12 protein-coding genes are annotated in these 15,351 nt (G+C 36.3%); 5 read left to right on the top strand and 7 right to left on the bottom strand.

Going from position 1 to position 15,351, the window contains the following annotated elements; genetic code table 11:
• Nucleotides 1-218: 218 nt before the first annotated feature.
• Nucleotides 219-1,265 (bottom strand): PA0069 family radical SAM protein, encoded by a 1,047-nt coding sequence (locus tag ACLI50_RS19085; protein ID WP_202842355.1) that lies wholly within the window; start codon nt 1,263-1,265, stop codon nt 219-221.
• A 122-nt stretch (nt 1,266-1,387) separates the two neighbouring features.
• Entirely contained in the window at nt 1,388-1,582 is a 195-nt protein-coding gene (locus ACLI50_RS19080) for a hypothetical protein (RefSeq protein ID WP_047426218.1), read from the bottom strand.
• A 174-nt stretch (nt 1,583-1,756) separates the two neighbouring features.
• On the opposite strand from ACLI50_RS19080, the gene ACLI50_RS19075 reads away from it, so the two are divergent.
• A complete protein-coding gene (locus ACLI50_RS19075) occupies nt 1,757-2,107 on the top strand; it encodes a hypothetical protein (protein ID WP_110011835.1) in 351 nt (116 codons plus the stop codon).
• A 108-nt stretch (nt 2,108-2,215) separates the two neighbouring features.
• On the opposite strand, the gene ACLI50_RS19070 is transcribed toward ACLI50_RS19075, so the two are convergent.
• The 4 genes from ACLI50_RS19070 to ACLI50_RS19055 form a co-directional block, all read right to left on the bottom strand.
• Entirely contained in the window at nt 2,216-4,867 is a 2,652-nt protein-coding gene (locus ACLI50_RS19070; protein WP_395972009.1) for an AsmA family protein, read from the bottom strand.
• Between the two features lie 199 nt (nt 4,868-5,066).
• A complete protein-coding gene (locus ACLI50_RS19065; RefSeq protein WP_202842352.1) occupies nt 5,067-5,816 on the bottom strand; it encodes a T9SS type A sorting domain-containing protein in 750 nt (249 codons plus the stop codon).
• 57 nt (nt 5,817-5,873) lie between these two features.
• On the bottom strand, nt 5,874-7,730 hold the full coding sequence (locus tag ACLI50_RS19060) for a T9SS type A sorting domain-containing protein (protein WP_411414425.1): 1,857 nt from the start codon (nt 7,728-7,730) through the stop codon (nt 5,874-5,876).
• A 34-nt stretch (nt 7,731-7,764) separates the two neighbouring features.
• Nucleotides 7,765-8,829, bottom strand: coding sequence for an Omp28-related outer membrane protein (locus ACLI50_RS19055; RefSeq protein WP_411414424.1), 1,065 nt, complete (start codon nt 8,827-8,829; stop codon nt 7,765-7,767).
• A 200-nt stretch (nt 8,830-9,029) separates the two neighbouring features.
• On the opposite strand from ACLI50_RS19055, the gene ACLI50_RS19050 reads away from it, so the two are divergent.
• The 3 genes from ACLI50_RS19050 to ACLI50_RS19040 are packed head-to-tail and all read left to right on the top strand — an operon-like array spanning nt 9,030 to nt 13,263.
• On the top strand, nt 9,030-9,515 hold the full coding sequence (locus ACLI50_RS19050; RefSeq protein WP_238349677.1) for a TlpA family protein disulfide reductase: 486 nt from the start codon (nt 9,030-9,032) through the stop codon (nt 9,513-9,515).
• A 2-nt stretch (nt 9,516-9,517) separates the two neighbouring features.
• Nucleotides 9,518-11,170: a DUF6029 family protein gene (locus ACLI50_RS19045; protein ID WP_202842345.1), complete on the top strand. Its 1,653-nt coding sequence runs from the start codon at nt 9,518-9,520 to the stop codon at nt 11,168-11,170.
• 29 nt (nt 11,171-11,199) lie between these two features.
• Nucleotides 11,200-13,263: a protein-disulfide reductase DsbD family protein gene (locus ACLI50_RS19040; RefSeq protein WP_411414423.1), complete on the top strand. Its 2,064-nt coding sequence runs from the start codon at nt 11,200-11,202 to the stop codon at nt 13,261-13,263.
• 66 nt (nt 13,264-13,329) lie between these two features.
• Here the strand turns inward: ACLI50_RS19040 and ACLI50_RS19035 are convergent, their stop codons facing one another.
• On the bottom strand, nt 13,330-14,127 hold the full coding sequence (locus tag ACLI50_RS19035; protein WP_137904604.1) for a DUF2797 domain-containing protein: 798 nt from the start codon (nt 14,125-14,127) through the stop codon (nt 13,330-13,332).
• Between the two features lie 89 nt (nt 14,128-14,216).
• Between ACLI50_RS19035 and ACLI50_RS19030 the strand changes: the two genes are divergently transcribed.
• On the top strand, nt 14,217-15,245 hold the full coding sequence (locus tag ACLI50_RS19030) for a GDP-mannose 4,6-dehydratase (RefSeq protein ID WP_202842339.1): 1,029 nt from the start codon (nt 14,217-14,219) through the stop codon (nt 15,243-15,245).
• Nucleotides 15,246-15,351 lie beyond the last annotated feature (106 nt).

Genomic DNA, 15,351 nt, shown 5'->3' with positions numbered 1-15,351 from the left:
CCTACCCTAGCCCTGATAGAAATGGTTACCCCGCAGCTTGGGTTAGAGGGTGGGGGGCTCTTCGGCTTCGCTCAGGGTGACAGCGTTGGAGTGCGTGGGCGCGAGGAGTATGAATGGATAGCAGGAAATAGCTCCTAATAAAGTTCGAGAGTTGGAGGGTTGGAGTGTGGGCGGGTTTGAAGAAATAGCAACAAGTTTATACTATATATAAAATAAGCTTAATCAAACAATCTAAGCTGCTGGTCGCGGGTTCCCGTGAAGTTGGATGTTGAAAGCTTTGGAAATTCTTTGCCTTCAAAAAACTTCTTTCTGCCGATCTTAAAGGTGGTATGAATCATTTCTGCAATATTTCCCTCTCCTTTTTGTCTTTCAAAATATCTTTTATCTCCAAGTTTTCCACCCCGCATGGATCTGATGAGATTTAGAACTTTTTGTACCCTGTCCGGAAAATGAGCTTCAATCCAGTTAACAAAAACAGGTTCTACGGTATCATTTAAGCGTACCAAAGTATATCCGAAACCTAAAGCACCGGCATCCGAAATGGCTTTCAATATATTTAAAGGTTCATCACTATTGAGTCCCGGGATAATGGGCGCTACCATAACATGTACGGGAATATTGTTTTGGGAAAGGATTTCCACTGCTTTTAATTTATTTTTTGCAGAACTCGTTCTCGGCTCCATCTTTCGTCTCAATTCTTCGTTGATGGTTGGAATGCTTAGAGAAACTGACACCAGTTTTTGTTCTGCCATAGGTTTTAAAATATCAAGATCTCTTAACACAAGCGCATTTTTTGTCAGAATATTGACAGGATGTCTGTAATCAAGACATACCTGCAGTAATTTTCTGGTAATTTCAAATTGTCTTTCCGCCGGCTGATAGCAGTCGGTGTTTCCGGACAATAGAATCGGGGCAGCTTTGTATCCTCTTTTCTGAAAAAATTTCTCCAGCAACTCAGGGGCATTTTTCTTTACCATGATTTTTCTTTCAAAATCAACCCCGGCACTATAACCCCAGTATTCGTGGGTTGGCCTTGCAAAGCAGTAAGAACAGCCATGTTCGCATCCCTGATAAGGATTCATCGAATATTCCATTGGAAGGTCTTCACTTTTAACCTGATTGACAATGCTTTTGGGAAATACTTCCGTAAAAGAAGTCTTTACGGTTTCGAAATCTTCATCTTCTGGTTCATAGGTATACCTGTCGAAACGATTGACAACGTTTCGCTGAGCTCCCTGACCTTTTATGAAATTTTCGTTTTGCATTCCGGTGTAAAATTAGAATGGAATTTTTATAAAATAATGAGTTTTAACATTAAAGTTTTCCACAAAAAAATCCAACACTTTCAAAAGCGTTGGATTTAAACATAATTAAATATATTTTTTTACTACTTCAGCGCGAATAATTCTACTCCATGAGTTTCATCATCATTATTTTTTTCATCAAAGTGTCTGTGATAGTCCGAATAGGAATCACTATATTTTTTATCTTTTTTAGTCAAAATTTTTTTAATGCTTATTAAACTCAATACTGCCAAAAGACCAACTCCTCCTGCCAGTAAAACTCCAACTTCTTTTTTCATATTTTCTCTGATTTATTATTGATACCATTGCAAAAAGCATACCTATTTTATTTTTTTTAATTATAAATTTTGTTAACATTCAACTTTATTTTTAGAAAAATTACAATCTGCTATTTTTCTTATATTTAAGATAGCAATGGTTTAATTATTGTACTTAAAAATAAAAATATTATTATGGAAAATCCAGAAAACATTGACAGAATGACAACCTTGAGCCAAGTGATGAAAACGCTTTCTGAACGAGGAATACACAGAGAGTTCAGAATGAACGAAAAATGTGAAATGAAGTTTGAAAATTCTGAGAAAGTGTATCAACCCTCTGAACTGGTCATTTTAAAAACTTATCGCTTCGAGGGAGACAGCAATCCTGATGATAACGCCGTACTGTATGTAGTGAAGGACAATGCAGGAAATCGTGGGATGATTATAGATTCCTATGGTGCAGACAGCAATTATCCAGGTGAAGAATTTGATAAGTTTTTAAGAGATATCCCTATTCAGGAAAGTGATGAATTCAATTTTTAACAACTCAATCACATATTAATTTTTTAAACCATTAAGGTTGTTTTCAATTAAAAACTGTACAGTGGTTATGACTGGCAGCCAAAGGATCTGTCTTAATGGTTTAAAGAATTATTCTTCAGTTTTTCCCTTTTTTCTGAACACATTATTCAGGAAGCCTTTCTTTTCTTTTTTCTCTCCTTCCGCACTGGGAGTTTCTTTTTTATTTTTTATTTCCTGTTTTATTTCTTTTACCGATTGTTTCATATCCTTTACAGAAGAAACTGCTTCTTTGACTTTCTTTTCTGTTTTTTCAACATTTTTACCAATCAGGGTTTTCTTCAATCCCTGCTCTATTCCTCTCCAGAAGAGATTAAAGAAAGACTTTGTGGGGTCACGTTCCACATTTTCTACAGTAACGGCTTCCGGAAAGCGCCCTGAATCCGATCTCAGAAAAACATTGGCAACAACAGTCAGAAAACCTTTCTTCTCATGATTATTCTTATTTAATACGGCAATTTTTAAGTCTTTATGTTTAAGATTAAAGGTTCCGTGCAATCCCGCAGGATTTCCTTTGAAATTAAAAAGCATTTCCTGAATAGTTCCTGCAGTAGCTGTCACATGAAGGTAAGGCCTGATAAAAGGATTGATTCCATTTGCCGGAAGACCGGTTGTTTTTCCGGAAATTGCAAATCTATCATTATGATCTGCAACATCAAAGTTCCAGTTGACAGAAAGTGGTGACAGGTTCATGAAAGAACAATTGATGTTAATATCTACTTTTGTTGATTTTCCTTTAATTTTAGCTGAATTCAGGTTTTTAACGTTCATATTAAAGTTGCTAAAGGCCAATTTTCCCGGTCCCATACTTTCGGGAGTATCTTCTTCGTAGACTAGGACAGAGTTTTTCAGATCCAGGTTATGAATGGTCATCGGAATCTTAATGGAACGCAGCATTTTAGAATATAATGCTTTTATTTTTGGATCGTCCTTAGGAATTTTACTTCTGAAAATATTGGCATTTGCAGACTCAATGCCTACCTGTGAAGCATGTATCATTTTATTATGAGAAAACAGATCCCATTCTCCTTCTGCGGTAATTTGTCCGGCTTTTATATCATAGAGATCTCTCTCAACAGGTATCATTTTGATAAACTGCGCTCTTGAAACGAGAGGTTTCATGGCAAAATTGTTAATCTGCACCTTATTTTTATTCAGCTTAAGAAGCCCAAGGCTCATGTTGTAAAACTGAGTTTTATAAGCGAGGTTTCTGGTGGTAATATAATAATCTTTCACTTTGAAGGACATTCCCGGCTGATTGGGTTTAGGTGATAATTCAATATTATTTACCGTTGCATTAAGATCGTGGAAAGTCAAGGGCTGTTTTCCTTTATCATAAGTAATGTTTGAATTTTTTAAAGATGTTTTTCTTATAATAAGTGATTTAATAATACCAGGCTCAGGAGATTTACTGGCTGGTTTTTCACCTGCTTTAAAGGTTCCGTTTACATTTTCTACAAGAAGATCCTTGATATCAACATTCAGCTTTTTGTCAATGAATTCCAGTTTATTGATATTAAAAGCAATATGATCTGTTTTTAACACTACTGTTGCTTTTCTCTCTGCAGGATGCCCTGGTGTCAGTACGACATCCCTGACTTCACCGTTTGCAGGCTTCAGCGCAAGACTTCGCATTGTAATATTCTGAGCATTGGAGTATTCAATATCCTTTCCGGCAATGGTAAAATCTTTGTAACCTATCGGAATAACCTGTTCAGAAGTTTCTTTATTAAACATCAGCTGATTGATATTTACACTAAGATTCCCTACTGACAGAAGATTATTTCCATCCGGTTTTGTGATCTTTACTATGGCATTATCCAGCTTTATATTTTTTAAATCAACTTCAAAATTTGATTTTTTTTCAGCTTTCTTAGTCTTTACTCCTGTATTATAGACTGTCAGAACAGGATTCCGGAATTCTGCATTCGTAAGTGAAACTTTATTTTTGTTTAAAATAACATCCGTAAAATCCATTTTGGGAACTGCAAATTCAAATAATCGAGCCTTTTTAGGATAAAACTTTTTAAACTGAGCAAAGGAGAGCAGCGGAGTCAATCTGAAATTCTCAACAGCCATCTGCCCGTTACTTGTATTGATACTACTGATGGTAACCGCATACGTATCATCAGGACGAAGAAAGAATTTTTCTCCTTTGATGCTGTATTTGTCAAAAACGACGGGTAGTTTATTTTCTACAGATTCTTCTGTCATCTGTAAATTTTCTACAAACAGATCCAGTTGTTGTACAGATAGAAATTTCTGCTTTGTATGCCTGAAAACAGCAATTTTACCTTCGTTAATTCTTATATTTTCAAATGAAACCGGATTTCTTTTCTTTCCGGTCTTGCGGTCGACAGGTTTAGCAAGAATGACATTCAAATTAGGTTTAGCCAGCAAAAGGTCTGACGAGCTGATTCTTTTATTAAAAACAGCATCATAAATTCCGAAACGGCTTATTTTCAAGGTATCAATAGTTCCCTGCAAACCAATAACGTCTGTATTTTGCGGATCTTTACTATTAACTGAAATTCCAGTAGCAAAAATATTTCCGGTTCCTAAATCCACATCTAGGGTTTTGTAGGAAACCTGATAGTCAGTATTCTTTTTTATATATTCCGGAAGCTGGGTTTTGAGCCAAATATTTAAACCGAAATTCGCGGCAAGAAGAATTCCTGCCAGAACTCCGAAACCTATGAGTAAATTTTTAATCCACCTATTCATATCCTGATCTTGTTAAATGTAAGTTTAAATATAAGATTATTAAGTGCAATTTTTACTTGTTTACACTTTGTAATAATAAAATTAATATGATTTATCACTTTAAAAAGGAAAATATTTCATTCTAAAAACAGCAAAAGACCATCTCAATTGAGATAGTCTTTTGTCAATAAAAACAACATTCGTTTATTGTAGTAATTAATTATTCTTTTACTATTTTTTTTGACGCAGCTTCTCCTCGTCTGTTCTTAAAAAAAACAATATAATTTCCCTGCTGCAGATGAGAAACATCTATAACATTTTTTCCATTCTTAAGGTTTCCAGCCAACGCAGTTCGCCCGTCAGCGGTATATAAGACATAGGATATATCTTCTTTGGAAATTACACTAATCACATTCTTAACGCGGGTTGCATCAATTTCAGCAAAAGACAACTTACCTTTTGCCATATCATGTACTGCTAATGTTGCATTAGGATTATATCTGTAAGTAAATGTTACTGGCATTCCGTATTCATTATTAAAATCATCCACCAGATAATATTTTATTATATAGTCAATTGGGAATGTTCCGGAACCTGTATCTGCATTCCACATAGTATACCCACTTGAAACTTCAGAATTTGCAGGAATATTGATTGCCGGTTTGGAATTTCCGGGATAAACTGCTCCTAAAATTATAAATGGCAGACATGTATTCTGGTAACAGAATTGAAAACTACTTCCGTCAGCATTGATAATATTCATAACTTTTGCACGAACATTAATCGGAACAGCAGAGTTATTTTTAATTTTATAGTGTAAGGTTGCCAGATTTTCATCTACAGTGTTATAAGTAATAACACTTCCGTCATTTATTGGTGTCTCATCTTCTCTTGCTAGACTAAGCTGCGCTTTCCCATAAAAAGAGATAAGAAAAGACAGAAATATCATGTAGTAATTAATATTTTTCATAATTTTTAATTTATAAAACCAGGAAGCTATATAGCAAGCTTCCCGGATTGTGAGAAATTACTTAATAATTAACTTTTTAATAACCGGTTCCGCATCTTTTTCTTTAATAGAAACCAGATAAGTTCCTTTTACAAAATTGTGTACAGAAATCGGAGTATTAGGCTCTGCATTTTCTTTTTCAAGAATTGTTCTTCCACTGACATCAAAAATTTTAATGTCTGCCTTTCCTTTTCCGTCAATTTTGAAATAGTCTTTTGCAGGGTTAGGATATAACATATGTTCATTATTTGTCTTTTCAGCAGCATGAACCCCTAGTGTTGTGTTTATGGCAAATGGCCCTGCTGCATTAACAATTTCGCCGGTTGTACCATCCAATAAAAGCAAAGCAACTTTTATTTTATCCAGGTTATATGCAGTTGGAACATCTGCTGTAAATGTATAGTTTACAATCTGACCGTCAGTTAGTGTGGAAGGTATAGATCCTGCCTGCCCGGCATATCCTCCCAACAGCATTCTGCCCACATGATCATAAACCATATCCGCAGCAGGCACCGGGTTGGGTTTACTTTCATATCCACCCATAGATGTAGTGCTCCCTGCATAGTAATTTGCCTGGTTATAGCCCGAAGTAGTACCTTTTACTTCATCTTCAATAACTACAGCAGCGAATCTGAGGCTAGCATTGGCAAAGTTGGTTCTGAAAACAGCAGATGCATTGAATGTTAAAATTCTTCCTGCCAGGGAAGATGTTGCATTTAGTGCAACAGGAACAATCAGTGATTTCCTCGCACTAATAAACTCAGAGAAATCAGAACTAACACCCTGTCTCAGAAGACTTCTGTCTACATTCATTCCTGGAAAGCTATTAAAATTTGCTCCTGTATTATATTCAGCCAAAGTCATAGGATCATTATTATGTACTGCAATTCCTATAAAATCATTAGGAAAACTATTTTCAGCATTATGCATTGCAACAGCTCCTCTCGGGCAATAACCACACCATGTTCCCGTACCTTCTTCAATCACTACTTTTTTAGGCGAATTCTGGCTAACAGTATTAAATAAGACTGAAAGTGTATTGTCTGCAGGAGTAGAATCCGGAAAGCCATTGACCCCTGTAACAGATACATTAATATTCTTTTCTACTAAGGAAGAGTAATTTACAGCAACCGAATGCATAATTATTTTTTCATCATCAGGAGCTAAAGGCGTAGGTAATGCTATTACAGCAGAATGGTCTGCACCATCATTCCAGTTTAGGGTGATATTATTAATAGTTTGTGCTCCATTATTTTTTACAGTTGCTTTGATAAAATAATCTGTATTTGTCAATCCGTAACGGCTCAAAGAGACATTTTTAAGACTTACATCATAATCTGCAAGACTCTTGACCCGGATATTATCCAAAATAAGATAATACTGATTTGTGCAATCATAATGTCTGAAAGAAATATAGACTTGCTGCCCGATAAAGGAACTTACATTGATAACTCTGGACTGAACCCCACCTGCTGCCACCGTTTCTGTATACACAGGTGTGGAAGCGGTAATAGCTCCTGAAGCGTTGGTTGTTGTAACATATACTGAATACTTTTCGTTTGGCTTGTTAGAATCTGTTGCCAAATTATAGATCAGATATGCATTAGAAGCAGTAACAGCACTTAAGTCTATTAATGGAGAAGTAATCAGGTTATTGGGAGTAAGTGCCTGTTTCGAATATGAAGCCATACTTCCCGAGCCGAGATTGGGATATATATTGGAAGCACTTCCATAAAACCATTGTTTCCCATCACCGTCGATATCTGTACTCACCCATCCGTTGAGCCCACCAGTATTAAAATCCTGACTGTAATAAGTCTGTGAATAGTGTATCCCGAATATCAGGATAAGCACTGAAAATAAAATCTTTTTCATTTGTTTTAAAATTTAAGATTAGTAAATAATAGTTTTATAAAAATTCATAGGTGTTGGTTATGCCTATCTTTTCTTCTCTCACATTCAGTACGGTTCCATTACCATCCATTACCATCACGATAATTTTAAGATGATCACGATGGTAATCTGAAGGAATAGAGTATTGAAATGACCGGGAGTATTCATTGGAAATTTCTGTCTGGGAATCCGGAATATTTTCTCCTGCAACAGATGAAGTCAGTTTAGCCCGTAAAACATTATGGTGTACATAATCATAAATTGTAGGTGGCCCCAAAGCAGGAACATAATTCTTTTGTTTACCCACCAGCTCGTCTTCTACTATAAACGCAGCCAGCTTAAGTCCTAAAAAGGCTTGGGCAAAAGAAATCCGGGCATCAACATTCAGAGTATTGCCAGATATATCAGAGCCTATTCTTATCCCTATTTTACTGAAGGCTTTTAACTGAGACAGCGGTAAAGACATATCTGTATAATTTTCACTGTCATCCCACATCGTATTTCTGTTAATGAACATTGTGGGCCAGCCCAGATCCACCCCGGTTACATTTTTAAACTGCTCTACCTCAGCACTTACGGCATTCGACCATGGATCCTGCCCACTAGGGCCATGAATTCCGATAAAGACAAAACCATCATCGGTCTGCAATTTCAGATTTTTAGCTCTGGCCCCTGCACGGGTACAGTTTCCACACCATGTGCCGGTAAAATCTTCATATAAAATTCTATGTTTAAAGTTGACTCCGTCATTGATGACAGCATTTACAGATATAGGATTTGCAGGGAGGTTTCTGTATCGGGCACTAATAGTATAAGCTCCTTTCTCTACAGGCGTATAGAGATTTCCGTTTATCAGCTGGTTATTGACAAAAATTTCACTTTCTGCCGTAATGTCATTATTGAGATTATCCTTTATTCTGAAAGTAAAGCTTTTTCCCAGTAATTTTTCGTTACCACCTTCTGAAGAAATGGTAATATAAGTTGCAACAGTATCTCCCTCATCACTCGCAGACCCCCTACAGGAAGACAATACCAAAAAGAATAAAATCACACAATTTAGAAATAATAACTTTTTTTTCATTGTTTGTTGAATTTTTTAATAGGTTTAAATAAAAACTAAAATTTTATATGGAGTTGTTAATAAATGAGTTTAAAATTTAAACATTAAAATTTTGATAAAATCAAAATTTTCTTTATTTTAATATGAACTTCGCATTAAAATTACACAATTAATTATATATTAGCAAAATAATATTTGTTTAATTATTAAAAATAATATTTATGATGAAAATGACTTTTTCAGGGCTTTTTATTTTTTGCTTAAGCTTTTTTTATGCCCAGGACATCCCTAATGTCTCTTTAAATACTATATCGGGTGACAGGATCGATTTTTCCAAAATAGATTCCTCCAATCCTGTTATTGTCAGCTTTTGGGCCACCTGGTGCCTTCCCTGCATGGAGGAACTTACTGCTATTAATGACAAATACGAAGATTGGAAGAAGGAAAGCAAGTTTACCCTGCTGGCAGCTGCTACAGATGATGCCCGTACAGTTTCAAAAGTGAAAACCCTTGTCAAAAGCAAAGGGTGGCCCTACACGGTATTACTGGACTCTAACCAGACTCTTAAGAGAGCATTGAATATCAACAGTATCCCCCACACCATACTCATCCATAAAGGTAAAGTGGTATATTCTCATGTGGGCTACTCTCCCGGAGATGAAGATGAACTGATCAAAAAGATTAAAGAATACAATACCAGCAATTAATTATGCGAAAAAAAATAATTTATGGAACTGCTCTATTAACCAGCATTCGTCTTTTTAGCCAGTTATCTGTAAATCTTGAATCCAATTCACAATATTATATTGATGACAGCAAAGTAAAACTCTCCGAAACCGAAAAAGAACAAAGGCTAAGATCAAACAACTACCTGAATATCAGCTATAAATTAAACAAATTCACAGCAGGGGTACAGCTTGAAGCTTATGAACCAAAAGCCTTGCTCAATTACTCACCGGCTTTGAATAAAACCAACCTGGGAACTTATTTTGTTAATTATAATAACGAAAAGGCGGGAGTAGATGTCACATTAGGGCATTTTTATGAGCAGTTCGGCAGCGGTTTAGCTTTACGTGTATGGGAAGACAAACAGCTTGGGATTGCAAATTCCCTGCTGGGAGGAAAAATAAAATATACAGATCCCAGCCAAACCGTCATCATGAAAGCATTAATAGGTAAACAGAGGTTAGGATTTAATCTTTCAGACGGATTAATAACAGGACTGGATAGCGAACTGAAACTGGACAATATGATAAAGGCAAAAGACCTTCATACCAGTATCGGATTCAGCTATGTCAATAAATATGAGGACAATAAGGAAAACAGCAAATTCCCTAAAAACGTAAGTATCTATTCGTCCAGAATGAAAATGGAATATTCAAATTTCGCAATGGAATTGGAATACCTTTACAAAACCAAGGACAATATCAAGCAGGTAAACGTATTGGATCCGAATAATATATTTTCAGGCAATGCTTTTCTGCTTAACCTTTCCTATGCTACAGACCGGTTCGGAATCATTGCGGGACTAAGAAGACTGGAAAACTTTAATTTTTATTCACAACGAGACCAAATCGGAAATATTTATCATAATTCCGTACTGAATTATATCCCCTCACTCACCAAACAATATGACTATAGCCTGGCCAATATTTATGTTTATCAGGCACAACCAAGGCTGTCATTTCTTCCTCAAAAGAAATCCGGGGAAATAGGTTCCCAGCTAGACATCTTTTATAAGATAAAAAAGGGAACACTATTGGGTGGAAAATACGGAACTGATCTTTCTCTGAATATTTCAAACTGGTATGGATTAAAGGGAACCTACAGATCATACATTAATGATATCCGTGACTATAAAACGGATTTTCTTGCTTTAGGAGAAAAATATTACTCAGACCAAAGTCTTGATATCAGAACCAGGCTGAAGGATAAATGGAAGGTTGCCCTGGTATTTATTAACCAGTACTACAACACCTACAGAGTCGAAGAAACAAGTGGAGAAGTAAAAGCACAGACCCTTATTCTGGATAACATTTACAGATTTTCCAAAAGTTCTATGAAACTGGAACTGCAGCATCAATGGGCAAACGGTTACCATGGAAATTGGGCTGCCGGTCTTTTCGAATATAATTTTAACAAAAACTGGTCGATTTTTGCCAATGACCTTTACAATTACGGAAATTCTGATAAAGAAAAGCAAATGCACTATTATACCGGAGGCCTGGTTTTTAGAAAAAACAGTACAAGAATTCAGGCTTCTTATGGCAGACAAAGAGGAGGATTGCTTTGTGTAGGCGGTGTTTGCAGATTTGTTCCTGAGAGCGCCGGCCTTTCCCTGGGCATCAGTACCAGTTATTAAGTACCAGTAATTCAAATTAGATTAGTACTATGAAATTCAGAAATTGGTTTTTATTAATTCTACTATTTTTAGCGACAGGAATTAATGCGCAGATAAAAAATCCTGTAAAGTTTAAATTCACCATCAACGATCTGGGGAACAATCAATATGAAGCCGTATTGAATACTACCATGGAAAGCGGATGGCATATTTACTCTAAAGATTTACCGGAAGATACCGGAATTCCGACGGAGTATAAAGTGACAGGAAAGAATATTGAGTTGATTGGAAAATTTACCGAAGTCGGGAAAAAACATGAAGAATTTTCTGAAGCATTCGGAGGTACTATTGTTTTTTATTCCAATTCTGCCGGATTTAAGCAGAAATTTAAATTAAAAGATCCGGCAAAACCTGCAGATGTCACTTCTGAGATCACGTATCAGACTTGTGATGACAGAGTTTGTCTGGCTCCCAATACATTAGAATTCAATCAAAAAGTTACTCCAAAAGAAACAGCGGAAGAGACTGCAGCCGAGGAAACCGCAGGCCCTGCAAAAGACTCTGTAAAAATAACTGAGACGGTTACTGAAAATCCTGCAAAAACTGAAGCTACGATCACTGAAACTTCAAAACTGGATCCAAAGCAGCTCAAAATTGCCACCATCGATTTCAAAAAGCCATTGACAGATTGCGGTACAGCGTCTACCAAAGTGGATGAAAATTACTGGACGTATCTATTCCTTGGATTTATCGGAGGATTAATCGCTTTGCTTACGCCATGCGTGTTCCCGATGATTCCATTGACGGTTTCTTTCTTTACCAAAGGAAGTAAAAACAAAGCCAAAGGAAAAAGAGATGCTCTTATTTATGGGTTTTTCATTCTTCTGATCTTTGTTTTACTAAGTATCCCTTTCCATATTATTGACGGAATTGCCGGAAATATCTTCAATGAAATTTCCACAAGTGTATGGTTGAATATTGCATTTTTCATCATATTCATCTTCTTTGCCGGAAGTTTCTTCGGGTATTATGATATTACACTGCCAAGTTCTATTGCCAACAAATCTTCCAAAGCGGAAGAAGCAGGAGGAATTATCGGTATTTTCTTCATGGCATTAACCCTGGTGATCGTTTCTTTCTCATGTACAGGACCTATTTTAGGAAGTTTACTGGGAAGTGCAGTAACAGGTTCATCCAATGTTCCTATGCTGCTGACATTTGCGCTGGCAGGATTCGGGCTGGCATGGGCAATTATTTTTGGACTGCTGGCATTATTTCCGCAGGCATTACAGAGCCTTCCGAAATCCGGAGGATGGATGAATACGGTAAAAGTTGTTTTAGGATTCGTAGAACTGGCATTGGCATTGAAATTCTTATCTAAAGCAGATCTTGTTTCCAAAACATTCTTCTTAAAAAGAGAGCTATTCATTGCCATCTGGATTATTATCGCCTTAGGATTGGCTTTATACTTATTAGGATTCATCAGATTCCCGCATGATGATAAAAAGCCTAAAATCTCCATAACAAGGAAGATATTGGGAGTATTGGGAATTGGGTTTGTGATTTACCTTGTTCAGGGGTTAATCCCGTCTGACCGTCCTAAACTTCAGTTATTAAGCGGAATTTTACCTCCGCTGAATGTGAGCTATTTCCATGATGAAAAAGATGGAATTTTAGGAATGCATCCGGAGCACGACTTCTTCAAAGCTGTGGAACTGGCCAAAAAAGAGGACAAACCCATCCTGATCGACTTTACAGGATACGGTTGTGAAAACTGTAGAAAAATGGAGGAATTTGTATGGAGCGAACCGGATATCTTACCAATTCTTCAGAACGATGTAGTACTGGCTTCTCTCTATGTAGACGACAAAGAAGAACTTCCTGAGGATCAGAAAACCAAAATTGACCTGGGAGACGGACAGATCAAGAAGGTAAAAACAATTGGGGACCGATGGAGTTTATTCCAGCAGGTGAACTTTAACAACAACTCTCAGCCTCACTATGTTTTAATTACTCCTGATGGTAAAGTAATCAACACGCCTGTTTCAGGATATATGCCTAAAGAGGATTTCAAAAAATTCCTTGAATGCGGGGTAAATTATTATGCCCACTGAGAAAATTCATTTTTAAATAGCCTTAGCTTAAGATATCTGCATCTAAGTTAAGGCTATCATTTAATATTAGTTCTTTATTTCGAGTTCGATCACATATCCCTCATGTCCTCTTACATTGATAAAGTTCCCTCCTTCAAATCCCAGATACTGTCCTTTAATTCCGGTAAGCCTTCCTGTAAATTCAGGCTTTTTATCCAAAGTAAATGAAGAAACTTTTTCAGGTTTTTCAAAAGGATAATCAAACATCCACAGCTCTTCACCATCACTGTAAAATTTCTGGAAATCGTCAGGAAAATATTCTTTTATCTTTTGTCGGAAATCGGCAAGGTCTACTTCTCCTTCAAAATCATCCTGCAGCATCTTTCTCCAATTGGTTTTATCTGCCAGATGTTCTTTTAAAGCTACTTCTATCATTCCTGCTTCGTAACGGTTCTCTGTTCTTGCGATAGGCAATGCAAAAGTTGCACCCTGATCAATCCATCTTGTAGGAATCTGTGTATTTCTGGTTACTCCTACTTTTACATCTCCTGTATAGGCCAGATAAACAGTGTGTGGCTGCAGCTGAATTTGTTTTTCGATCTCAAGATCGCGTTCTGCAATATCTAAATGTGCTGTAGAAAGTTCCGGGCGGATAATGGTATCGCTTGCATAAGGGCTTTCAAAAAAACAGTTTTTGCAGAATCCCATTCTGTAAATCGGTTTATTTTCACCACAATTTACGCACTGGAATCCTGTATGTTTTATGCTTAACTCCTTTCCAAACAGCTCATTCATGTGGATCAGATCCCCGGAAAGATTGAGGTAGTATTGGATTGGCTTAGCATCGTAGCTTGTCATCTTTAAAATTTGCCCTTGAAACTGCATATTATATTTATATTACTTTTTTAAGTAAATTTAATGATTATATTTTTCAAAAAGTAAAATTTATATTTTTGTAATCATAAAAAATACAAATGGTTTATCTTGTAACAGGCGGTAGTGGGTTCATCGGTTCCCATTTAGTTGAACGATTATTAAGAAATGGACATTCTGTCATAAACATTGACAATTTTGATAATTTCTATGACTATCAGGTAAAAATTAAAAATACTTTGGAGTCAATCGGTAAAAATTCGGATTTTGAGTTCTCGGATAAAGAGACGGATATTCCTCGTTTGGTTTCCCTCACCCATTCAGACCAATATTCCCTCTATTGGCAGGATATCAGGGACCTAAAAGGCCTTGAAAACATCTTTAAGAATCATCATATTGACATGGTGATCCATCTTGCTGCACTTGCCGGTGTTCGCCCTTCTATTGAACGTCCTCTGGAGTACGAGGAAGTGAATGTACGAGGTACTATGAATCTTTGGGAACTGTGTAAGGATTTCCATATTAAAAAATTCATCTGTGCATCTTCATCAAGTGTTTATGGAAACAATGAGAAAATTCCCTTTGCGGAAACAGATAATGTAGACAATCCTATCTCTCCTTATGCTGCTACCAAGAAAAGCGGAGAAATTATAGGACATGTTTACCATAATCTATACCATATAGATATGATCCAGCTCAGATTTTTTACAGTATATGGACCAAGACAGAGACCTGACCTTGCCATACACAAGTTCACAAAGCTTATTTCGGAAAATCAGGAAATTCCTTTCTATGGTGACGGAAATACTGCCAGAGACTACACTTATATAGATGATATCATTGATGGAATTACCAAATCTATTCTTTATCTGGAAAACAATTCAGGAATTTATGAAATTGTGAATCTGGGTGAAAACCAGGTAATCACTTTGTCTGCAATGGTGACTACTATTGAAAAGACATTGGGAAAATCTGCCATCAAAAAAATTCTGCCAATGCAGCCGGGAGATGTCACAAAAACGAATGCCGATATTACAAAAGCAAAGGATTTGATAAGGTATAATCCGGCCACAGACTTCCAAAATGGCATAAAAAAATTTGTGGAATGGTTTTTGAGAAAACGACAATAAGTAAATGGCTGACATAGCTGCCAGTTAGTTTGTGACAGCCATTTATAAGAAAATATTATAAAAAGAATTGAAAATCAAGTATAAAAAAGTTTATTATACAACCTAT

It is taken from the genome of Chryseobacterium cupriresistens (assembly GCF_046614675.1).
GTDB lineage: Bacteria > Bacteroidota > Bacteroidia > Flavobacteriales > Weeksellaceae > Chryseobacterium > Chryseobacterium cupriresistens.
The sequence above is the reverse complement of the archived record's forward strand: the minus strand, read 5'-3'. Positions and strand labels throughout refer to the sequence as shown.